Source organism: Allobosea sp. GW823-FHT01F03 (assembly GCF_058798075.1).
Window position 1 is genome coordinate 656,984 of sequence record NZ_CM179505.1, and the last position, 21,580, is coordinate 678,563.

The 21,580-nt window shown below is 66.3% G+C and carries 23 protein-coding genes and 1 tRNA gene; 17 read left to right on the plus strand and 7 right to left on the minus strand.

What is annotated here, in order from left to right; translation table 11 throughout:
• Positions 1 to 59 precede the first annotated feature (59 nt).
• Positions 60 to 1,193 (minus strand): 4-hydroxyphenylpyruvate dioxygenase, encoded by a 1,134-nt coding sequence (gene hppD, locus AC3RCC_RS03095; RefSeq protein ID WP_492258737.1) that lies wholly within the window; start codon positions 1,191 to 1,193, stop codon positions 60 to 62.
• 130 nt (positions 1,194 to 1,323) lie between these two features.
• Here hppD and AC3RCC_RS03100 point away from each other — a divergent pair, with 130 nt between their 5' ends.
• The 7 genes from AC3RCC_RS03100 to AC3RCC_RS03130 all read left to right on the plus strand — a co-directional run bounded on the left by AC3RCC_RS03100 (position 1,324) and on the right by AC3RCC_RS03130 (position 6,995).
• The gene (locus AC3RCC_RS03100; protein ID WP_492257555.1) at positions 1,324 to 1,794 is read left to right on the plus strand and encodes an Lrp/AsnC family transcriptional regulator; all 471 of its coding nucleotides are present in this window, start codon (positions 1,324 to 1,326) and stop codon (positions 1,792 to 1,794) included.
• Between the two features lie 54 nt (positions 1,795 to 1,848).
• Positions 1,849 to 2,430, plus strand: a complete 582-nt coding sequence (locus AC3RCC_RS03105) for a cob(I)yrinic acid a,c-diamide adenosyltransferase (RefSeq protein WP_492257556.1) — start codon at positions 1,849 to 1,851, stop codon at positions 2,428 to 2,430.
• A 4-nt stretch (positions 2,431 to 2,434) separates the two neighbouring features.
• The gene (locus AC3RCC_RS03110; protein ID WP_291641320.1) at positions 2,435 to 3,124 is read left to right on the plus strand and encodes a rhomboid family intramembrane serine protease; all 690 of its coding nucleotides are present in this window, start codon (positions 2,435 to 2,437) and stop codon (positions 3,122 to 3,124) included.
• Positions 3,125 to 3,271: 147 nt separating this feature from the next.
• Entirely contained in the window at positions 3,272 to 4,021 is a 750-nt protein-coding gene (locus tag AC3RCC_RS03115) for an electron transfer flavoprotein subunit beta/FixA family protein (RefSeq protein WP_291645953.1), read from the plus strand.
• A gap of 3 nt (positions 4,022 to 4,024) precedes the next feature.
• Entirely contained in the window at positions 4,025 to 4,972 is a 948-nt protein-coding gene (locus AC3RCC_RS03120; protein WP_291645954.1) for an electron transfer flavoprotein subunit alpha/FixB family protein, read from the plus strand.
• Positions 4,973 to 5,154: 182 nt separating this feature from the next.
• Entirely contained in the window at positions 5,155 to 6,036 is an 882-nt protein-coding gene (locus AC3RCC_RS03125) for a 3-hydroxybutyryl-CoA dehydrogenase (RefSeq protein ID WP_492257557.1), read from the plus strand.
• Between the two features lie 401 nt (positions 6,037 to 6,437).
• The gene (locus AC3RCC_RS03130; RefSeq protein ID WP_291641352.1) at positions 6,438 to 6,995 is read left to right on the plus strand and encodes an HNH endonuclease; all 558 of its coding nucleotides are present in this window, start codon (positions 6,438 to 6,440) and stop codon (positions 6,993 to 6,995) included.
• Positions 6,996 to 7,106: 111 nt separating this feature from the next.
• Here AC3RCC_RS03130 and AC3RCC_RS03135 read toward each other — a convergent pair whose 3' ends face one another.
• The gene (locus AC3RCC_RS03135; RefSeq protein ID WP_492257558.1) at positions 7,107 to 7,640 is read right to left on the minus strand and encodes a disulfide bond formation protein B; all 534 of its coding nucleotides are present in this window, start codon (positions 7,638 to 7,640) and stop codon (positions 7,107 to 7,109) included.
• Positions 7,641 to 7,647: 7 nt separating this feature from the next.
• Positions 7,648 to 8,313 (minus strand): YqaA family protein, encoded by a 666-nt coding sequence (locus AC3RCC_RS03140; protein ID WP_492257559.1) that lies wholly within the window; start codon positions 8,311 to 8,313, stop codon positions 7,648 to 7,650.
• A 173-nt stretch (positions 8,314 to 8,486) separates the two neighbouring features.
• Here AC3RCC_RS03140 and AC3RCC_RS03145 point away from each other — a divergent pair.
• Positions 8,487 to 8,571 (plus strand) — tRNA-Leu (locus tag AC3RCC_RS03145).
• 193 nt (positions 8,572 to 8,764) lie between these two features.
• On the opposite strand, the gene AC3RCC_RS03150 is transcribed toward AC3RCC_RS03145, so the two are convergent.
• The 4 genes from AC3RCC_RS03150 to AC3RCC_RS03165 form a co-directional block, all read right to left on the minus strand.
• Positions 8,765 to 8,923, minus strand: coding sequence for a hypothetical protein (locus tag AC3RCC_RS03150; RefSeq protein ID WP_492257560.1), 159 nt, complete (start codon positions 8,921 to 8,923; stop codon positions 8,765 to 8,767).
• Positions 8,924 to 9,046: 123 nt separating this feature from the next.
• Positions 9,047 to 9,502: an RbsD/FucU family protein gene (locus AC3RCC_RS03155; RefSeq protein ID WP_492257561.1), complete on the minus strand. Its 456-nt coding sequence runs from the start codon at positions 9,500 to 9,502 to the stop codon at positions 9,047 to 9,049.
• Between the two features lies 1 nt (position 9,503).
• Positions 9,504 to 10,367, minus strand: a complete 864-nt coding sequence (locus AC3RCC_RS03160) for an amidohydrolase family protein (protein WP_492257562.1) — start codon at positions 10,365 to 10,367, stop codon at positions 9,504 to 9,506.
• Positions 10,348 to 11,358 carry an aldo/keto reductase gene (locus AC3RCC_RS03165; RefSeq protein WP_492257563.1) on the minus strand — a complete coding sequence of 337 codons (1,011 nt, stop codon included), beginning with the start codon at positions 11,356 to 11,358 and terminating at the stop codon, positions 10,348 to 10,350. The genes AC3RCC_RS03160 and AC3RCC_RS03165 overlap by 20 nt, the downstream gene beginning before the upstream one ends.
• A 192-nt stretch (positions 11,359 to 11,550) precedes the next feature.
• On the opposite strand from AC3RCC_RS03165, the gene AC3RCC_RS03170 reads away from it, so the two are divergent.
• From AC3RCC_RS03170 to AC3RCC_RS03210, 9 genes are all read left to right on the plus strand, one after another.
• Positions 11,551 to 12,903 (plus strand): ABC transporter substrate-binding protein, encoded by a 1,353-nt coding sequence (locus AC3RCC_RS03170; protein WP_291645961.1) that lies wholly within the window; start codon positions 11,551 to 11,553, stop codon positions 12,901 to 12,903.
• A 191-nt stretch (positions 12,904 to 13,094) separates the two neighbouring features.
• Positions 13,095 to 14,024 carry a carbohydrate ABC transporter permease gene (locus AC3RCC_RS03175; protein ID WP_492257564.1) on the plus strand — a complete coding sequence of 310 codons (930 nt, stop codon included), beginning with the start codon at positions 13,095 to 13,097 and terminating at the stop codon, positions 14,022 to 14,024.
• Positions 14,024 to 14,842 carry a carbohydrate ABC transporter permease gene (locus AC3RCC_RS03180; RefSeq protein WP_291641342.1) on the plus strand — a complete coding sequence of 273 codons (819 nt, stop codon included), beginning with the start codon at positions 14,024 to 14,026 and terminating at the stop codon, positions 14,840 to 14,842. The genes AC3RCC_RS03175 and AC3RCC_RS03180 overlap by 1 nt, the downstream gene beginning before the upstream one ends.
• Positions 14,843 to 14,921: 79 nt before the next feature.
• Positions 14,922 to 15,818, plus strand: coding sequence for a dihydrodipicolinate synthase family protein (locus tag AC3RCC_RS03185; protein ID WP_492257565.1), 897 nt, complete (start codon positions 14,922 to 14,924; stop codon positions 15,816 to 15,818).
• A gap of 118 nt (positions 15,819 to 15,936) precedes the next feature.
• Complete coding sequence (locus AC3RCC_RS03190; RefSeq protein ID WP_465247552.1) at positions 15,937 to 16,617, plus strand: GntR family transcriptional regulator; 681 nt, start codon at positions 15,937 to 15,939, stop codon at positions 16,615 to 16,617.
• Positions 16,618 to 16,771: 154 nt separating this feature from the next.
• Entirely contained in the window at positions 16,772 to 17,764 is a 993-nt protein-coding gene (locus AC3RCC_RS03195) for a sialic acid TRAP transporter substrate-binding protein SiaP (protein ID WP_291645964.1), read from the plus strand.
• A gap of 196 nt (positions 17,765 to 17,960) precedes the next feature.
• Positions 17,961 to 18,458, plus strand: coding sequence for a TRAP transporter small permease (locus AC3RCC_RS03200; protein ID WP_492257566.1), 498 nt, complete (start codon positions 17,961 to 17,963; stop codon positions 18,456 to 18,458).
• A complete protein-coding gene (locus AC3RCC_RS03205) occupies positions 18,455 to 19,741 on the plus strand; it encodes a TRAP transporter large permease (protein ID WP_492257567.1) in 1,287 nt (428 codons plus the stop codon). Before AC3RCC_RS03200 ends, AC3RCC_RS03205 begins: the two co-directional genes overlap by 4 nt.
• Positions 19,742 to 19,873: 132 nt before the next feature.
• On the plus strand, positions 19,874 to 21,571 hold the full coding sequence (locus tag AC3RCC_RS03210; protein ID WP_492258738.1) for an AMP-binding protein: 1,698 nt from the start codon (positions 19,874 to 19,876) through the stop codon (positions 21,569 to 21,571).
• Positions 21,572 to 21,580: the final 9 nt, after the last annotated feature.

Consider the following 21,580-nt stretch of genomic DNA (forward strand, 5'->3'; position numbering starts at 1 on the left):
GGGCGGCGGCGCCAAGACGTGGATGGTCGGGACAAGCCCGACCATGACGGGGACGCGGTCTACTCCGCCGCCTGCGGCTTCAGCACGCCGCGGCGGATCTGGTCCTCCTCGATCGACTCGAACAGGGCGCGGAAATTGCCCTCGCCGAAGCCGTCATCGCCCTTGCGCTGGATGAATTCGAAGAAGATCGGTCCGACCACGGTGGCCGAGAAGATCTGCAGCAGCACCTTGCTCATCCGGCCTTCCTTGGAGCCGAGCGCGACCGCGCCCTCGCCGTCGATCAGGATGCCATTGGCCTTCAGCCGCTCGACCGGCTCGCCATGGTTCGGCACGCGGCCATCGACCTTCTCGTAATAGGTCGCGGGCGGCGAGGGCATGAAGGGCAGGCCGTTGGCGCGCAATTGCTCGACGCTGGCATAGATGTCGCGGGCGCCGAGCGCGACATGCTGGATGCCCTCGCCCTTGTACTGGCGCAGGTATTCCTCGATCTGGCTCTTGTCGTCGAGGGATTCGTTGATCGGAATGCGGATCTTGCCGCAGGGCGAGGTCAGGGCGCGCGAGATCAGCCCGGTCAGCTTGCCCTCGATGTTGAAGAAGCGGATCTCGCGGAAGTTGAAGAGCTTGCCGTACCAGTCGGCCCAATGGTCCATGCGGCCGCGCATGACGTTGTGGGTGAGATGGTCGAGATAATACATCCCGGCCTGCTCGGGGTGCGGGTCGCGCTCGCCGAGCCAATCGAAGTCGACATCCCAGATCGAGCCCTTCTCGCCATAGCGCTCGACGAAATAGAGCAGGGAGCCGCCAATGCCCTTGACCGCCGGGATCTGCAATTCGCCGGGGCCGACCCTGGTCTCATAGGGCTCTGCGCCGAGCGCGACGGCGCGCTCGAAGGCCTGTTTGGCGTCGACGACGCGGAAGGCCATGGCGCAGGCGCAGGGGCCGTGCTGCGCGGCAAAGCCCTGCGCGAAGGAATCAGGCTCGGCATTGACGACGAAATTGACGTCGCCCTGGCGATAGAGCGTCACCTGCTTGGAGCGATGCTTCGCGACCTTGGTGAAGCCCATGGTCTCGAACAAGGACCCGAGCTTCTCCGGCTCGGGATGGGCGAACTCGACGAACTCGAAGCCGTCCGTGCCCATCGGGTTGGCGTCGGAAATGGCGGGCGGGGCGGTGTCGTGCGGGAACGGGCCCATGGCGTCCTCCTCCTGGGTCGATTTGTAAGGGCCATGGTCGCGCATCGCCGCGGCGATGATCTTGCAAAATCGACCGAGCGAGCGCTTCATTTGCACGAAACGTGCATCATGAAACGGAAACGCTCACGGAATGCCCGCCCTGGACGCTTTCGACTGGCGCCTGCTCGAAGCGCTGCAGCAGGACGCCTCGCTGACCAATGGCGCGCTGGCTGAGAAGATCGGCCTGTCGGCAAGCCAGGTCTCGCGCCGGCGCCAGCGGCTCGAGCAGGAGGGCGTGGTGCGCGGCTATCGCGCCCTGATCGATCCCGAAGCGATCGGGCTGTCGGTCACCGTCTTCATCCATGTCGCGCTGAACACCCATTCGCGCGACAATGCCCGGCGCTTCCGCGATCTGGTGAAGCTCACCCCGGCCGTGCTCGAGGCCCATGCCCTGACCGGCGAGGCGGACTACATGCTGAAGGTCGCGGTCGGCGATCTCAAGGAATTGGCGCGGCTGGTGAACGAGGTGCTGCTGCCGCATGAGAGCGTCGCAAGGGTGCGCTCCGAGATCGCGCTGGAGACGCTGAAGGAGCCGGGGCTGCTGCCGCTGCGGCTCGGCTGAGCGCGCGGCGAAACCGCCCCTTCCGCCGGCGCGGCGGCGCGCTATAAAGCTGTCATGGTCATTCTCAATCGCATCTACACACGCACGGGCGACGACGGCACCACGGCGCTCGCCACCGGGGCTCGCCGGCCGAAATTCGACCTGCGCATCGCCGCCTATGGCACCACGGACGAGACCAATGCCTGCATCGGCCTGGCGCGGCTGCACTGCGCCTCCGAGGATGCGAGCGTCGACGCGATGCTGGGCCGCATCCAGAACGATCTCTTCGACCTCGGTGCCGAGCTCGCCTCGCCGGATACCGGCGAGAAGCTGGAATGGGAGCCGCTGCGCATCGTCCAGGCGCAGGTCGACCGGCTCGAGGCCGAGATCGATACGCTGAACAAGGGGCTCGGCACGCTGCGCTCCTTCGTCCTGCCCGGCGGCACGCCGGCCGCCGCCCATCTCCATCTCGCCCGCACCGTCAGCCGGCGGGCGGAGCGGCTGATGGTCGAGCTTGCCGGTATTCCGGGCGAGAGCGTCGCGAAGCCGGCGCTGAAATTCATCAACCGGCTTTCGGACTTCCTGTTCGTTGCCTCCCGCTATCTCAACGCCAGGGCGGGGGGCGACGTGCTCTGGACGCCCGGGCAGAACCGCTGAACCGATGTTCGTGCCGCTGCATGACGGCGTGCCGATGCGCTTCATCCGCGTCGCCTATGTCACCTATGCGCTGATCGCGATCTGCATCCTGCTGCGGCTCGTGCTGATGCACTGGACCAGCGAGGCGAGCGAGATCGCGGTTCTCGCCGGGTTCGGCACGATTCCGGCGGTGCTGTTCGGCGAGGCGCAATTGCCGCCTGAATTGTTCAAGGCGCCGCCCTGGCTGACGCTGATGACCGGCATCCTGCTGCATGCCAGCTTCGCCCATCTCGTCGGCAATATGCTGTTCCTCTGGGTTTTCGGAGATAATGTCGAGGATGCGATGGGCCATCTGCGCTTCCTCGTCTTCTTCATGCTCTGCGGCATCGCCGGGGCGCTGCTGCACGCGCTGATGAATCCCGACTCGGAACAGCCGCTGGTCGGCGCCTCCGGGGCGATTTCGGGCGTGATCGCCTCCTATCTGATGCTCTACCCGCGCGTGCGCGTATGGGGGCTCGCTTTCAAGTGGATTCCGATCCGTATCCCGGCGATGTACGCGCTCGGCGCCTGGATCCTGTTCCAGCTGCTTTCGGCGCTGTTCGACCAGCAGGGCGCTGTCGGCTGGTGGGCGCATCTCGGCGGGCTGGGGGCTGGTGCGGCGCTGACGCCGTTCCTGATCCGGCGCGGTCAAACGCTGTTCGGGCGCCCGGCCTGAGCCCGGCGCGACCTTCACGCCGTTGACAACGGCAAATTCCCGTCGCTACGGTCCCCGCGCATTCCAGCCGCGGGCCGCGATGCCGAACTGCCGCGATTTCGTTCGGCACCGGGTCACGGTCCATCTCTCCCGAACGGTGAAGCGCCCATGAAGATTCTCGTGCCTGTCAAGCGGGTCGTCGACTACAACGTGAAGATCCGCGTGAAGGCGGACGGCTCGGGCGTCGAGCTGGCCAATGTGAAGATGTCGATGAACCCCTTCGACGAGATCGCCGTCGAGGAGGCTCTGCGGCTGAAGGAAGCCGGCAAGGCGACCGAGGTCGTCGTGGTCTCGATCGGCCCGGCGCAGGCGGCGGAGACAATCCGCACCGGCCTCGCCATGGGCGCCGATCGCGGCATCCTGGTCAAGGTCGAGGGTACGGTCGAGCCGCTCGCCGTCGCCAAGATCCTGAAGAAGCTGGTCGAGCAGGAGAATCCCGGCCTGGTGATCCTCGGCAAGCAGGCGATCGACGACGACGCCAACCAGACCGGCCAGATGCTGGCGGCGCTGCTCGGCTGGCCACAGGGCACCTTCGCCTCCAAGGTCGCGGTCGGCGACGGCTCGGTCGACGTCACCCGCGAGGTCGATGGCGGCCTGCAGACCGTCGGGCTGAAGCTGCCGGCGATCGTCACCACCGATCTGCGCCTGAACGAGCCGCGCTACGCCTCGCTGCCGAACATCATGAAGGCGAAGAAGAAGCCGCTCGACGAGACCACGGCGGAGACGCTCGGCGTCGATGTCGCGCCGCGCCTGACCGTGCTGAAGACCGCGGAGCCGCCGAGCCGCTCGGCCGGCGTCAAGGTCTCCTCCGCCGCCGAACTTGTCTCCAAGCTGAAGAACGAAGCGGGAGTGCTCTGAACCATGACGACGCTGCTGCTCGCCAAGCACGACAACAAGACCCTCAACGAGGCGACCCGCAAGGCCCTGACTGCCGCCAAGGCGCTCGGCGCGCCCGTGCATGTCCTGGTCGCCGGCCACAACGCCAAGGCCGTCGCTGAAGCTGCCGCCAAGCTCGACGGTGTCGAGAAGGTGCTGCATGCCGAGGACGCGTCCTATGAGCACCGCCTCGCCGAGCCGCTGGCGGCGCTGATCGTCTCGCTCGCCGGCGCCTATGACGCGCTGGTCGCGCCGGGCACCACGACCGGCAAGAACGTGATGCCGCGCGTCGCCGCCCTGCTCGACGTGATGCAGATCTCCGAGGTGACCAAGGTCGTCTCGGCCGATACCTTCGAGCGGCCGATCTATGCCGGAAACGCCATCCAAACCGTTCAGTCGGGCGATGCCAAGAAGGTCATCACCGTGCGCGGCGCCTCCTTCCAGGCGGCCGGCGACGGTTCGGCGAACGCGCCGATCGAGAGCGTCGCTGTCGTGGCCGACACCGGCATTTCGAGCTTCAAGGGCGAGGAGGTCGCCAAGTCCGACCGTCCGGAGCTCGCCTCGGCCAAGATCATCGTCTCGGGCGGGCGTGCGCTCGCCTCGGCGGAGAATTTCGGCAAGGTGATCGAGCCGGTCGCCGACAAGCTCGGTGCTGCCATGGGCGCCTCGCGCGCCGCGGTCGATGCCGGCTATGCCCCGAACGACTGGCAGGTCGGCCAGACCGGCAAGGTCGTGGCGCCCGACCTCTATGTCGCGGTCGGCATCTCCGGCGCGATCCAGCATCTCGCCGGCATGAAGGACTCCAAGGTGATCGTCGCGATCAACAAGGACGAGGAAGCGCCGATCTTCCAGGTCGCCGATTACGGCCTGGTCGGCGATCTCTTCACGATCATGCCCGAGCTCGAGGCCGAGCTCGCCAAGATCGGCAAGTAAGCCGAAACCTCGCGGGTCGCAGCGATGCGGCCCGCGCCAGAGCGGAATGCGAAAAAGCGGGGGCCGGTTTTTCGCATTCCGCCCTAACGTCATGTCGGGAGACGGGATGTCTCGAGGTGGGAACGCAGTGCGCTTCCCCTGAAAGGCATCCGGCTCCAGCCACCGGGAAACAGAAGCGTCACATGGACCAAGAGATCAGGACGATCGGCATCATCGGTGCCGGGCAGATGGGCAACGGCATCGCCCATGTGGCGTCTGTGGCCGGGTTCGAGGTCAAGCTGCACGATATCGCCGAGGACCGCATCAAGGCGGCGCTGGCGACGATCGACGGCAACATGGCCCGCCAGGTCTCGAAGGGCGCCATCGCCGACGAAATCCGGCGCGACGCCATGTCGCGGATTTCCGCGGCGCCGTCTCTCGAAGGCTTGAGCGCCTGCGACCTGGTGATCGAGGCTGCGACCGAGAGCGAGGAGATCAAGCGCAAGATCTTCACCGCGGTCTGCCCCTATCTGCGGTCCGACGCGCTGCTCGCCTCGAACACCTCCTCGATCTCGATCACCCGCCTTGCGGCGGCGACCGACCGGCCGGAGCGCTTCATCGGCATACATTTCATGAACCCGGTGCCGCTGATGCAGCTCGTCGAGCTGATCCGCGGCATCGCGACCGACGATCACACTTTCGAGCTCGCCAAGGACTTCGTCGCCCGTCTGCACAAGACGGCCTCGGTCTCCGAGGATTTCCCGGCCTTCATCGTCAACCGCATCCTGCTGCCGATGATCAACGAGGCCGTCTACACGCTCTATGAGGGCGTCGGCTCGGTCGAGGCCATCGACACCGCGATGCGGCTCGGCGCCAATCACCCGATGGGGCCGCTCCAGCTCGCCGATTTCATCGGCCTCGACACCTGCCTCTCGGTGATGCAGGTGCTCCATGACGGGCTGGCCGATTCCAAGTATCGGCCCTGCCCGCTGCTGGTGAAATATGTCGAGGCCGGCTGGCTCGGTCGCAAGACCAAGCGCGGCTTCTACGATTATCGCGGCGAGAAGCCGATCCCGACCCGTTAGATCACCGCGCGTCCGTTCGGGCGCGGTCACGGTGATCTATCTCAGTGTTATCGCATCGGAGTTTTCCGAAAACTGGAGTCCACTTTTCGGTCCGATGCTATAAAGGGGCGCAGGCGCCCCTCACGGTCACCGACATTCCGGTCAGGCGCCGAAGGCGCGCGCTCTGGAAGCCATCGTAGAGCGCCCCCGTATGACGGCTTCCGGCGCTATGCTGCGCTCTGGCCGGCATCACGGAGATCGGTGGCGTCCGCGTCGCCCCGGCTGGTGTCCTAAATCCCGTTTCCCATTCGCGCCGCAACATCGCCGCTTCACAATCCTGTCGTCTCGCGCTTACATTATCGGGCTACGGGATTCGTCCGGCTCGATTAAGCGGAGGCGCGATACGGGTGACGGCGCATGTAATGCATCCGATGGCTTCGCCGGATGGCTGTCCGGCTTTGGTGCTCAACGCGGATTTCAGGCCGCTGAGCTACTACCCCCTGTCGTTGTGGAGCTGGCAGGACGCGATCAAGGCGGTCTTCATGGACCGGGTCAACATCGTCTCCGAATACGATACCGTGGTGCGCAGCCCGAGCTTCAACATGAAGCTGCCCTCGGTGGTTTCGCTCAAGACCTATATCAAGCCCTCGCGTACCCCCGCCTTCACCCGCTTCAACGTCTTCCTGCGCGACCGTTTCGCCTGCCAGTACTGCCTGGGGCGCGAGGAACTGACCTTCGACCATGTCATTCCGCGCTCCAAGGGCGGGCTGACGACCTGGGAGAACGTCGTCGCTGCCTGCTCGCCCTGCAATCTGCGCAAGGGCGACAAGATGCCGACCGCCGTCGGCATGATTCCGATGCAGAAGCCCTTCGCGCCGTCGATCAACGATCTGCACCGCAACGGCAAGCTCTTCCCGCCGAACTATCTGCACGAGAGCTGGCTCGATTATCTCTACTGGGATTCCGAACTCGAGCCCTGAGCCGGGCTGCAAATTCTACTGGCGCGGCCGCTTGACGCGACTTTCTGCGCTTCCGGTGCTCACGGACAGCAGTCCGCTGCGCGCCGGTTCTCGAAAGTCACGCCAGTCGACTCACGCTGGCGAACCGCCAGCCACTCTCGCTGCGCTCTTCAATCCCAGCAGTGCTGCGATAAGCAGCCCGAGCGAGGCGAGAGCATTCCAGCCGGCGAGCGAGAGGCCGAGGAAGCGCCAGGCCGCCTCGGTGCAGGAGACGACGCGGACCGTCTGCAGCTGCTTCATGAAGTCCTGCATGCCGGATGCGGCGGGCGCGACCGCGCCGCCGCAATCGTTCGGGCCGGCGAACCAGCCCCATTCGACACCGGAATGGTAGATGCCGAGTCCGGTGCTCCAGGCCATCAGCAAAGCGAGGGCGGCAAGGGCAACGAGTTGGCTCCGGCGCGAGCGGGCGAGCAGCAGCGCGACGGCGGCAAGCCCGATCGCGGCGTAATGCGGGACGCGCTGCTCGAGGCAGAGCTTGCAGGGCCGCAGCAGCACGACGAGCTCGAAGAACCAGGCACCGGCGATCAGCGCGAGGCTGGCGAGGCCGATCAAGGCGATGACGCGGCGCGGCTTTGCGAAGAGGTCGGCGAGAGGCGTGGAGGTCATGGGTCGCTCAGCAGGAAAAGAGTTGGCCGGAGCCTGTCAGCAGCTTGAGGCCGAAATAGAGCAGGATCAGCAGGGTAGCGCCGCCAAAGGCGATCAGCTTGAGGCGCCGCTCGATGAAATGGCGGATCGCCGGGCCATGGCGGCGCAGCAGGAAGGCGAGGGCGAAGAAGCGGGCGCCGCGGGCGAGCACGCAGGAGATGACGAAGAAGCCGAGCCCGACCTGCACGGCGCCGGCGAGGATCGTCACCACCTTGATCGGCGGGAGATGGGCGAGGCCGGAAGTGGTCAGCAGCAGCAGAGTGGTGTCCGGCCCGGCGCAGGCGCGCAAAGCCTCGAAGGCGGCGAGCTTGCCATAGAAGGCAAGGACCGGCCGGGCGAGCGCATCGAAGGCGAAATAGCCGAGGCCGTAGCCGGCGATGCCGCCGAGCGTCGAGAATGCGGTCGCGACCAGGGCGTAGCGATAGGCCTTGCGTGGGTCGGCCAGCGCCATCGGCACGAACAGGACATCGGCCGGGATCAGGAAGAAGGAGCTCTCGACGAAAGCGACCACGGCGAGCCAGAGCTGGGCGGCCGGGCGTGCGGCGAGCGACAAGGTCCAGAGATAGAGGCGCTGGAAGGCGCCACGCCGTTCCGGCGGCAGGGCGGCAGCGGGTGGCGTGTTCGCGGAAGCCATGCTGCGGCCCTCTGACGATGACGGCGCATCCGGCGGTGAACCTGCCGGAGGCGATGCGCTTCTAGCTATCCGGCTGCGCCGGCGCCGTCCATGCCGGGCTGGAGTGAAAAAAGCCGCTCACGCGAGATTGACCGGGCCGGATCGACAGTTATAGTCCGCGCCGCCCGCAAGGGGCCCCTGTGGCGGAATTGGTAGACGCGCTCGACTCAAAATCGAGTTCCGCAAGGAGTGCTGGTTCGATCCCGGCCAGGGGCACCATCTTTCTTGGCGCGATGCCGCCCACCAACCCATCGCGCAGATTCGACTTCGCTCCGCTTCGTCGTACCATCCGCCTCGCTATCGCGAAGGCAGGGGTCGGAGGGCGCCGACATGGTCACAGCCTCACGCGATCACGCCGGCGCTCCCGGTGCGCTTGTCTGGGTATCGGTGTGGAGCCACCCTTCGCCTGCTCTCAGACGAAGATCATCACGCCGATCATGGCGATGACGACCAGAACCAGGCCGCTGATCAGCATCGGGACCAGGGTGCTGTCACCCTGGCCATGGGAGCTGTCGCCCCCGGCGGTGGCGGGAGCGCCCGTCGGGGCGCGGGATACGACTCGGTCGACCATTGCAGCAGCCCTGAAAGAGGTCCGAAGGCCAGATTTCTAGGCGATAAAAGATGTATTGTAAATGCATATTAAAAAGCCAGACAAGCGCCTCGGGGACGCCGGAAGAATCAGAACGTCGCAGCGTTAGCCGGGTGGGCCAGCGATCACGCCCTTGCGCAGAAGAAAGCAGCCATAGGGGCGGGGATCGCCGACCTGGACCACGGCGAAGGCGGACTTGGCCGCTTCGTAGAAGGCGAAGCGGTCGATTCCGACGAGCGGCATAGGCTTTTCGTTGGCGCGGTCGAGTTCCGCCTGGACCTGGGCCTGCACGTCGGGAATCGCCTGGGGATCGCCGACGACCAGCATGCGGCGTACCGGTTCGGGCTCGAAATCGTCGATCGGCAGCACCGAAAGAATGGCGCGCGCCGCTCGTGCCATGGTGAGACCGGGCAGGCGGACCAGCCGGCCGCTCGTGGTGGCGCGCGCTATCGTCTCGGCCGGATGATTGGCGTCGACCAGAGCGAGATCGTCGCCATGGCCCATGGCGGCGAGCACCCAGAGCAGATCGGCGGAGAGGACCGGGTCGAGGTTCCTGAGCATCTCAACTGCGTCCGCGCTGCGAGAGATAGAGCCGGCGGGCATTGCCGCCGAGGATGGCTTCGCGCTCTGCGTTCGGCAGGGCGGCGAGCAGGGCATCCGTGGCGCCGAACCATTGCGCATAGCTCGCCCGCAGCGTCACCACCGGCCAGTCGCTGCCCCAGATCAGGCGTTCGGGTCCGAAGGCGCCAAGCAGATGCTCGAAGGCCGGCCGGAGCGTCGCCAGCGTCCAGTCGGCGCGCGCTTCGGTGACGAGCCCCGAGAGCTTGCAGAAGACATTTTTATGCGCGGCGAGCGCCGTCATGCCCTCGCGCCAGGCGGAAAGCTCGCCGCGCGCCAGATCAGGTTTGGCGCCGTGGTCGATGATGCAAGCGAGGTCAGGCTGTCGCTGGAGCATGTCGAGCATCGGCGTAATATGGCGGGGCTTCAGCAGGGCGTCGAAGACGAGACCCTGTTCCGCCATGGCATGAAAGGCCGGCGCCAGGGCGGGGCGTGCCAGCCAGCGATCATCGGCGATGTCGTGCACCATGGGCCGCAGACCGACGAGCAGACGGTTGGTCGCAAGCTCTGCGATGCGTTCGGCGGCATTGCCGACGTCGAAATCGGTCCAGCCGACCACGCCGGCGACGAAGGGGGTGCTCGCGGCAAGATCGAGCAGATAGGCCGTCTCGGCCTCGGTTGGCGCTGCCTGGACCAGGATGGTGCGGCAGATGCCGTGGCGGGCCAGCAGCGGCTCGAGGTCGTCCGGGCCGAAATCGCGATGGATTACGCCGAGCGCCGGGGTCAGCCAGCCATAATCGCCGCGGGCGAGGCTCCAGAAATGCTGATGCGCGTCGATCCGCATGGCGTCACCCCGGAACCGGGACATCGGCGCCGAGCAGGCCTTCGGCCTTCAGCTCGGCCCAGAGGGAAGGGGGGATGGGAGCGGAAAGCTCGGCGAGCTGGTCTGCGACCTCGCTAGGCGTGACGGCGCCCATCAGCAGGCTCGAAACCGCGGCATGGCCGAGTGGGAACTGCAGGGCGGCGCGACGCAGGGGCACGCCATGGCGGATGCAGACGGCCTCGATCGCGGCGACGCGCGTGCGGATCTCGGGCGGGGCCGGACGATAATTATAGCGGGCGCCGGCGACAGGCCCTGTGGCGAGGATGCCGGAATTGAAGACGCCGCCGAGCATCAGGCCGATGCCTTTTTCCAAAGCGAGCGGCATGAAGGAGGCGAGCGCCGGCTGTTCCAAGAGGGAATAGCGCCCGGCGAGCAGCATGGCGTCGAAATCGCCGGCGCGGGCGAAGCGCTCGCACATCTCGGCCTCGTTGACGCCGACGCCGATCGCCTTGACGGCGCCGGCGGCGCGGAGCCGGTCGAGGGCGCGATAGGCGCCGTCCATGGCTTCGGCGAAGCGCGCCTCGATCCGGTCGGCACCATGGGTCCAGACATCGACATCGTGGATCAGGACGATGTCGAGATGGTCGACGCCAAGGCGCAGCGCCGACTGTTCGAGTGAGCGCATGGCTCCGTCATGGGAGTAGTCGAAGCGCAGCCCATGCGGCAGGCCGCCGAGATAGCCCGAGCCGTCGCCGCGCCCGGCGAAAGGCACCGCGACGCGGCCGACCTTGGTCGAGATGATGACGTCCTTCCTGTCCGAGCGGCGCAGCGCCGCGCCGATGCGGTGCTCCGACAGGCCGTGTCCGTAGAGGGGCGAGGTGTCGATCAGGCTGACGCTGGCGGCGAGCGCGGCCTCGACCGTCGCGATGGCGGTGGCCTCGTCGAGACGGGCATAGAGATCGCCGAGCGGGGCGCCGCCGAAGCCGAGCGCGCTCGGTGTCAGTCCGGAGCGGCCGAGCGGTCTCGAGGGGAGCATCGATGCTGTCATTGGCGTGAGGCCGCGCTGGAGGTTCAACACTATGTGCACGCCAACATGTCAGCTTGCAACCGCGTTTGAACAGGATTAGCGTCGCCGCCTCGGCACGGGCCGGCCCTTCGCGGGCGCGGCCTGCCGGCATCGGATCAAAGGGCCCGGAGCGGCCTTCTCATATCGACAGGGAGGACGATCATGACCGACAGCATTCTGAAGCCGACGCGGCGTGGCCTGCTGCGCGGCGCCGCCGCGCTCGGCGCGACCAGCGCGGTCGCCTCGCCGCTGGTGCTGCGCGAGGCGCACGCCCAGGCCGCCTTCAACTGGAAGCGCTTTTCCGGCCAGTCGATCGACGTTCTGCTGGTCAAGAATCCGCGCTCGGACCTGTTCCAGGCCGCGGAGAAGGAGTTCACCGAGCTCACCGGCATCAAGGTCTCCTCCGAGCAGGTGCCGGAGCAGCAGCAGCGCCAGAAGGCGGTGATCGAGTTCGCCTCGGGCAAGCCGAGCTTCGATGTCAGCGCGATCTCGCTGCATGTGCAGAAGCGCATGGCGGCCAAGGGCAAATGGTTCGCCGATCTCTCGCCCTTCATCAAGGACGCCTCGCTGACCTCGCCCGACTTCAATTTCGAGGATTTCGGCGCCGGCGCTGTGGCCTATGCCCGTCAGGCCGACGGGGCGCTGGATACGCTGCCCTATTTCGTCGATTACTGGATGGTCTACTACAATAAGGAGCTCTTCGACGCGAAGGGCGTCGCCTTCCCGAAGAGCATGGACGAGATGGCGGTCGCGGCCGCCAAGCTGCACGACCCGGCCAAGGGCGTCGCCGGCTTCGTCTCGCGCGGGCTGAAGAACGCGAACGTTCCGGTCTGGGCCTGCCTGCTGCTCGGTCAGGGCGTCGAGACCACTTCGGCCGACGGCAAGCTGCAGACCGATGGTCCGGAGGCGATCTGGGCCGGCGAACTCTACAAGAAGCTCAACAAGGACACCGGCCCTGTTGGTTCGGTCGGCTTCAACTGGAACGAATGCCAGACCACCTTCATGCAGGGCCGCGCCGCGATGTGGCTCGACGGTATCGGCTTTGCGACCCCGCTCGAGGATCCTTCGAAGTCGCGCATCGTCGGCAAGGTCGGCTATGGCGTCACCCCGCCGGGGCCGAAGGCGCATCATGCCGGCATGTTCGGCGACGGCATCGGCATCTCGCGCGGCTCCGCCAAGAAGGAGGCCGCCTGGCTCTACATCCAGTTCATCACCAACAAGGCCCAGCAGCTCGCCATGCTGAAGGCGGGTGCCGGCGCCCCGGCCCGTTCCTCGGCCTATCTCGACAAGGCGACGATCGAGTCCTCGAAATTCGGCAAGCAGTATTTCGACTGCCTGCTGCAATCGGCGAAGATCGCCCGCGCCGCCCTGCCGCAGATCGTCCCGGTCACCGAGTTCCGCGACGTCTTCGGCGTTGGCCTGACCAATATGATCGGCGGGGCGGATGTCGCGACCGAACTGAAAAAGGCGACCGAGGCCTTCGCGCCGGTGCTGGCGAAGAGCGAGCAGGGCTGAGGAATGCACGACAGAGTCCCCTCTCCCCTTGCGGGAGAGGGTTAGGGTGAGGGGTCCCGCGACGTGGATCGTTGGCGGAGCGAAGGGCTTCCACGACCTGTGCGACCCCTCATCCGCCTGCCGGCACCTTCTCCCGCAAGGGGAGAAGGGAGCGGTGGTTTTCGATCGCTCGACGGAATGAAGCAGACCACATGACCAGCACCACCTTGCCAGCTTCCGGCCTCGCGAATTCGGCGCCGCCACCTCCAGCGGATTCGAAGGATTTCACGCCGCGCTACTGGCTGTTCTCGTTGCCGGCGGTGCTGATCGTCGCCAGCGTGATCGTCTTTCCTTGGCTGTTCACGCTCTACATGTCGAGCCAGGACTGGAAGATCGGTGGCGGGCCGGAATTCGTCGGCCTGCAGAACTATGCAGAGCTGCTGCGCGATCCGCGCTTCATCGAATCGATGGGGCACACCTTCTATTTCACGGTGCTGGCCGTGGTGCTGCCAATCGTCTTCGGCACCGCCGCAGCGCTGGTCTTCCATCGCGAATTCCCGTTCCGCGGCCTGCTGCGCACCATCTTCGTCATGCCGATGATGGCGACGCCGGTCGCGGTGGCGCTGGTCTGGACGATGATGTTCCACCCGCAGCTCGGCGTGCTGAACTATCTGCTCTCGCTGGGCGGCATCGGCCCGCAGCCCTGGGTCTATTCGCCCAGCACCGTGATCCCGACGCTGGTCCTGGTCGAGGTCTGGCACTGGACGCCGCTGGTGATGCTGATCGTGCTCGGCGGGCTCGCCGGGCTGCCGCGGGAGCCCTACGAGTCGGCGCTGATCGACGGTGCCAATGACTGGCACATGTTCCGCCACATTACGCTGCCGCTGGTCTGGCCCTTCATCATGGTGGCGATCGTGATCCGCACCATCGATGCGCTGAAGGCCTTCGACACGATCTTCGTGATCACCCAGGGCGGGCCGGGCACTGCCTCCGAGACGCTCAACATCTTCCTCTACCTACAGGCCTTCCAGTTCTACAAGATCGGCTACGCCTCGGCCGTGGTGGTGATCTTCTTCGTGATCATCATCATGCTCTCGCTGCTGCTGCTCTATGCGCGCCAGAAGTCGAAGTGGAACGCGTGATGCAGCGGCTCGCCAAGAAGCTCGGCTTCTACGCCTCGGTCTTCGTGCTGGTCTCGCCGGCGGTGCTGGTCTTCCTCTGGATGATCTCGCTCTCGCTCAAGAACGAGCTCGACAACACCGCCTTCCCGCCGGTCTTCATCCCGAACCCGCCGACGCTGGCGAACTATCTCGACGTGTTCGAGAAGAACAATTTCGCGCTCTATCTCTGGAACTCGATCCTGGTCACGGGCGGGGCGGTGCTGGTCGGCCTCGCCGTCGGCGTGCCGGCCGGCTACGGCATCGCGCGTGGCAAGGCGACCAAATTCGCGATCCTGATCCTGATCGCGAGGATGACGCCGGCGCTGTCCTATCTGATCCCGCTCTTCCTGCTGTTCCAGATCACCGGCCTCGTCGGCACGATCACCGCGCTGGTCATCACCCATCTCGTGATCACCATCCCGATCATCGTCTGGATCATGATCGGTTACTTCGAGAACGTTCCGATGGAGCTCGAGGATGCGGCGCGCATCGACGGTGCCACGACCTGGCAGGCCTTCCGCCATGTCGCCCTGCCGCTGGCCCGGCCCGGCATCGTCGTCGGCGGCATCCTCGCCTTCATCTTCTCCTGGAACAATTTCATCTTCTCGGTGGTGCTGGGCGGCAAGGCGAGCCGGACGCTGCCATCGGCCGTCTACAACTCGCTGACCTTCGAGCAGATCTCCTGGGGACCTCTCGCGGCCGCCGCGCTCCTGGTGACGCTGCCGGTGCTGCTGCTGACCGTGCTCGCCCAGCGCGAGATCGTCGCCGGCCTCTCCGCCGGAGGGCTCAAGGATGGCTGATCCGCTTGCCGCCGGTCTGTCTGCGCGCTAACCTTTGTCTAACATGTCAGTTTAACACGCTCTGGGAAAGATGATCTCCATGGCCCTCGACCCCAACCGCTTCGGCCTCTCCTGCGCCATCACCACGCCGATGCGGGAGGGCGGCGCCGTCGACCTGCCGCGGCTCGTCCATCACGCCCGCTACGTCCTGGCCAATGGCTGCGACAGCGTCACCCTGTTCGGCACCACCGGCGAGGGCGCGGGGCTCGGCGCCCCGGCCCGCACCGCGATGCTGGGCGCGCTGGTCGGCGCCGGCATCGACCCGGCCCGGCAGATCTATGCCGGCATCGCCGCCGCCTCGCTGCACGAGGCGGTCGAGCAGGCGCAGACGGCGCTGAGCATCGGCGCGAAGGGATTGCTGGTCGCGCCGCCCTTCTACTTCAAGGGTGTCAGCGACGAGGGGCTCTATGCCTGGTTCTCGCAGTTCTTCGAGAAGCTCGGCCCGTCGGCGCGCAACACCATCCTCTACCACATCCCCTCAGTGACGGCGGTCAACATCTCGGTCGGCCTGGTCGAGCGGCTGAAGAAGGCGTTTCCGGGCGTCGTCACCGGCGTCAAGGATTCCTCCTGCGACTATCCGACGACCGAGGCCTTCCTGAAGGCGCATGGCGAGCTCGCCATCCTGGTCGGCGACGAGCGCCTGCTGGCGCGGGCGGTGCGGGCCGGCGCGCAGGGCTCGATCTGCGGCGTCGCCAACCTCGTGCCGCAGCTGCTCCGGCCCCTGGTCTATGACGGCATCGAGAACCCGGTGGTGAACGCGCTGGTCGACGAGATCTGTTCCTATCCGGTGCTGCCGGCGGTGAAGGCGCTGGTCGGCCATCTGCATGGCGATGCCGGCTATGGCGCGATGCGGGCGCCGCTGGTGGCGCTTGACGAGGGCCAGCGCAAGCGGCTGTTTGCGGCCTTCGACCAGATCACACGCGCCAAGGCGGCCTAGGGCATGTTCCGCAAAAGTGGGGGCCATTTTTGCGATAGGGACATGTTCCAACTTGGTTTGGCGCGAACCCTTTCCGTTCGGCCGATTCCGGCTGAACGGAAAGCGCGCTGAGGGGGAGATGATGAGCCAGCCCGAGCCGGAACGCGAAGGCGAGCCGCTGAAGCTCAGGGAGCGGGCCTATGCCAGCTTCACCGAGCGGCTGCTCGCCCGCGAGATCAAGCCGGGTCAGTTCGTCACCCAGCGCGAGCTCGTCGCGATGACAGGCTTCCCGCTCGGCGCCATTCGCGAACTGATCCCGCGATTGGAGGCCGAAGGGCTGATCAAGACCGTGCCGCAGCGTGGCATGCAGGTCGCCCATGTCGACCTCAACCTGATCCGCAACGCCTTCCAGTTCCGGCTCTTCCTCGAGAAGGAGGCTACGGCGGCCTATGCGCGCAATGCCAGCGACGCCGAGATCGCCGAGCAACGCGCGCGGCACGAGGCGATCGTGCGCCGCGCCGAGGCGGGCGAGGAAGGGCAGACGCTGATCGAGGAGGCCGAGGATGTCGACCGGCTGATGCACGAGGCGATCATCGATCATCTCGACAACGACATCGTCAGTCAGGCCTTCCGCGTCACCTGGCTGAAGATCAGGCTGATCCGGCAATATGAGACGCGCATCCACAACAGCATCATCGTGCCGGTGATGCAGGACCATCTGAAGATCATCGCGGCGATTGAAACGCGCGATCCGGAGGCGGCCGCCGCGGCGATGAGCGAGCACATCAACAACGCCCGCACCCGGGCGATGAGCTACTGAGACCCATAATCGAGCCGGAAACCGGCCGTTCTGAGGGAGAAGACCAAGGCGCTCGATCTCCAAAACCTCATCCTTCGAGACGCGATCTCAAGATCGCTCCTCGGGATGAGGGAGTGGAGGAGAGCGCAAGCGTCACACAGGGAGGAGGACAATCATGACGAAGCTGACCAAGCGTGGCTTTCTCGCCGGCTCGGCCGCGGCCGGCGCCGCGATCGCGATGCCGAGCGTGCTGCGGGCCCAGGCGACCGTGCTACGCTGGGGCGAGATGCTGCCGACGACCCATCCGCAGGTGCAGATGGTCGACCGCATCGCCAAGGAGGTGAAGGAGAAGACCGCGGGTCGCGTCGACATTCAGTCCTTCCCGGCCGGCCAGCTCGGCTCCGGCAAGGACATGATGGAATCGGTCGCTTCGGGCGCGCTGACCATGACGACGGACGGCGCCGCCGCGCTCGGCTCCTTCCTGCCGCAGCTCTCGGTGATCGAGGCGCCCTATCTCTGGCGCGACCCCGCCCATATGGCCAAGGTCGCCAAGGCGCCGATCTTCGCCCAGATGAACGACGAGCTCGCCAAGAAGCGCGGCATGCGCATGGCGGCGGTGACCTATTACGGCAAGCGCCACCTGACCACCGGCTCAAAAGCGGTGAAGAGCGCCGCCGACGTCGCCGGCCTGAAGCTGCGGGTGCCGCCGGTCGACACGTTCCGGGCCATGGTCGAGGCCTGGGGCGCCAAGGCGACGCCGGTCAACTTCAACGAACTCTACCTGGCGCTGAGCCAGGGCGCGGTCGATGGCCAGGAGAACCCGCTGCCGACGATCCACAGCGCCAAATTGCAGGAAGTGCAGAAGCACTTGATCCTGACCGGCCACATCATCACCCCGCGCCTGATCATCGTGAACCAGGATTTCTGGAAGGGGTTGAAGGAAGCCGACCGGACGATCCTCGAAGCAGCCATCGCCAATGGCGTCGCCTGGCAGGATGCCGAGCTCGCCAGCCAGGAGGGCAGCCTCGTCGCGACGCTGAAGGCGGCGGGCATGACCGTCACCGAGCCCGATCTGGAGAGCTTCAGCAAGCCGGTGCTGGCGAGCCTGCCGAAGCAGTTCGAGGGCAAATGGGGCAAGGGCACCTGGGACGCACTCGCGGCGCTGTAGGACTCAAAGATGGCCGATATGGGCGCGGGGAACCCTCTCCTGGAAGGAGAGGGCAGGGTGAGGTGTAGGCGGTTCGACCAGTGCCGCGAGCCCTCACCGCGCGATTGGGTTCATGCCAACGTTTCCGCTCCGAACAGCTCACCCTGCCCCTCTCCTTCCAGGAGAGGGGTTCCCCGCGCGCTTGAGACGGACGCCAATGAAATCCCTCGTCGCTCTCACTGACCGGCTGGTGCGCGCCGCCGCCGTCGCCCTGCTGCTTTCGCTGCTCGTCGCGGTGCTGCTCGGGGTCGCCTCGCGCCAGCTCAACGCGCCGCTGGCCTGGACGGATGAGCTCGCCCAGTATCTTCTGGTCTGGACCGGCTTCGTCGGCTGGATCATCGCGGCGAGACGGCGCTCGCATATCCGGATCACCATTTTCGCCGACCGCCTGCCGAGGCCGGCCGGGCGGGTGCTCGAGGTCGCGACGCAGGTGGCGATCATCGTCTTTGCGGCGGTCCTGATCCGCTATTCCTTCGGCCTGATCGAGCGGAACTGGGATGTCGAATCGATCGCGCTGCCGGTGAGCAGCGCGGCGCTCTATGTGGTGATGCCGCTCGCCGGGCTCGCCTTGATCCTGCAGGCGCTGGCCGAGATCGGCGACGTCGTCGCTGGCCGCAAGATCGAGACCGCCGAGCCGGGGACGCAGCCGCTATGAGCACGCTGATGCTGCAGATCCTGCCGGTCTGGTTCATTGCGCTCCTGATGGGCGTACCGCTCTTCGTCTCGATGGGGCTGGCAGCGATCGCCTTCGCCTTGTTCGGCGGCTTCCCGCTCGGCATCGTGCCGCAGAAGATCGCGCAATCCGCCAATTCCTTTCCGCTGCTGGCGGCGCCGCTCTTCATCCTGATGGGCAACATCATGAATTCGGCGGGGATCACCGACCGGATCTTCGCTTTCGCCACCGCCTGTGTCGGCTGGCTGCGCGGCGGCCTGTGTCATGCGAATATCCTCGCCAGCGTGATCTTTGCCGGCATGTCGGGCTCGGCGGTGGCCGATGCCGGCGGCGTCGGCACGCTCGAGATCAAGGCGATGCAGGATGAGGGCTACGATCCCGAGACGGCAGCGGCAATCACCGCGGCCTCGGCGACGATCGGGCCGATCATCCCGCCCTCGCTGCCGATGGTGATCTATGGGGTCTCTGCCGATGTCTCGATCGGCGGGCTCTTCCTTGCCGGCGTCATCCCCGGCCTGCTGATGGCCGGCGCGCTGATGGCGATGGTGGTCTATGTCGCCAAGAAGCGCGACCTGCCGCGCCATCCCTTCCCCGGCACGGCGCAGCTCTGGATTGCCTATAAGGAGGCGCATTGGGCGCTGATGACGCCGGTCATCCTGTTCGGCGGCATGATGCTCGGCATCTTCACGCCGACGGAGGCGGCGGCGGTCGCGACCGCCTATGCGATCGTGCTCGGCCTTTTCGTCTACAATAGCTTCTCGCTGAACGATCTGCCGGAGCTCGTCGTGCAGACCGTCGAGACCACCGGTGTCGTGCTCGCGCTGGTGATGACGGCGGCGGCGCTCGGCTGGTGCCTGTCGATCTCGCGCATTCCGCAGACGGTCGGGCCGATGCTGGTCGACCTCGCCGGCAACCCGCTGGTCTTCCTGCTGATCGTCAACCTGCTGCTGCTCTTCGTCGGCTGCTTCATGGAAGCACTGGCGGCGATGCTGATCCTGATCCCGATCCTGACGCCGGCGGCCGCGCAGTTCGGTATCGATCCCATCCAGTTCGGCCTGATCTTCGTGCTCAACCTGATGATCGGCACGATCACGCCGCCGGTCGGGGTGGTGCTCTTCGTCACCTCGAAGATCGCCAAGATCTCGTTCGAGGCGATGTCGCGGGCGATCGTGCCCTGGCTGCTTCCCCTGCTCGCCGTGCTCGCCGCGATCACGCTATGGCCGCCGCTGACGACCTGGTTGCCCAATCTCGTGCTCGGCAAGTGAACGCACCGTAACGCCCGGCGGCATGCCGGGCGCCTGTGCACTTGCGGCGCCCCGAAAGATCGATTCTTCTCAAGGCAGTCGCAGCGCCACCCAGAGGGCGCGACGAGAGAGCGGGAGGAGACGGGTTTGCAGATGCAGGAAGCCGCCTATCTGGCTGGGTTGCACGCGCTCTGGGACAAGGCCTGGCCGCCCGAATTGCCGCGAAAGCCGCATTATCCGCTCGGCGAGATCGCGATCAGCGAGCATCTCCGGGAATGGGCGCGGCGCCAGCCGGAAAAGCCCGCCTGCATCTTTTACGGTACCGAGATCAGCTATGCCGAGCTCGACCGGTTGAGCGAGCGCTTCGCCGCACTGCTCAACGGGCATGGTGTGCGCCATGGCGATCGGATCGCGGTCTTCCTGCCCAACTGCCCGCAATTCATGATCGCCTTCTTCGGCATCCTGAAGCTTGGTTGCGTGCATGTGCCGGTGAACCCGCTCTTCCGCGAGGCCGAGCTCGCCTATGAGCTCAACGACACCGGCGCCGAAGTCGTCATCTGCCTCGATGCGCTGCTGTCGGTGCTGCGCAAGGTCCGCGGCGAGACTTCGGTGAAGACGGTCTTCGTCACCGGCTTCGCCGATTTCATGCCGGCCGAACCGAGCTTCCCGGCGCCTGCCGCCGTGCTGCAGCCGCGCCTGCCGGCAGGCGACAACGAGATCGAGCTGATGCCGGCGCTAGCGGCCTGTCGCGGTCCGGTGCCGGAGATCGTCCCCGATCTCGATGCGGTCGCGGCGCTGAACTATACCGGCGGCACCACCGGCATGCCGAAGGGCTGCGTCCATACGCAGGGCGACATGCTCTATACGGCGGCGACCTCGCTTTCGACCAGCTTTGCGCTGACGCCGGAGGATGTCGTCGTCAACTTCGTGCCGATCTTCTGGATCGCCGGCGAGGATACCGGCCTGCTCTTCCCGATCGTCGCGGGGGCGACCATCGTGCTGATGGCGCGCTGGGATCCCGTCGGCTTCATGGCGGCGGTCGAGCGCCACCAGGCGAGCTTCTCCTATCTGCTCGTCGACAACACGGTCGAGGTGCTCGAGCATGAGCGCGTGCAGGAGTTCGACCTGACATCGCTGAAGCGGGTGCGGGTCTCCTCCTTCGTCAAGAAGCTCAATCCGGATTTCCGCCGGCGCTGGCGTGAGCTCACCGGCGGCACCATGGTCGAGGCCGCCTGGGGCATGACCGAGACGCACACCATGGATTCCTTCAGCGTCGGGATGCAGCAGGACGATTTCGATCTTCTGTCGCAACCGGTCTTCGTCGGCCTGCCGCAGGCCGGGACCGAGTTCAAGATCTGCGATTTCGAGACCGGCGCGCTGAAGCCGCTCGGCGAGGAGGGCGAGATCTGCATGCGCTCGCCCTCGCTGATGAAGGGCTACTGGAACAGGCCGGAGGCCACGGCCGAGGCGATCCGCGGCGGCTTCCTGCACACCGGCGATATCGGCGTGATCGATACCGAGGGCTATCTGCACTTTCTCGGCCGGCGCAAGGAGATGCTCAAGGTCAAGGGCATGAGCGTCTTCCCGGCCGAGATCGAGGCGCTGCTCGGCCAGCACCCGGCGATCGCCGGCTCCGGCGTGATCGGTCGCGAGGATGCCGAGCGCGGCCAGGTGCCGGTCGCCTATATCTGCCTCAACCCGGCGGCCGCCGAGCAGCCGGACGAGGCCGCGCTCACTGCCTGGTGCAAGGCGCGGATGGCCGCCTACAAGGTACCGGAGATCCGCATCGTTCCGGCCCTGCCGATGACCGCGACGGGCAAGGTCAAGAAGGAGGAGCTGCGCACGCTGTGAATGCGTGGC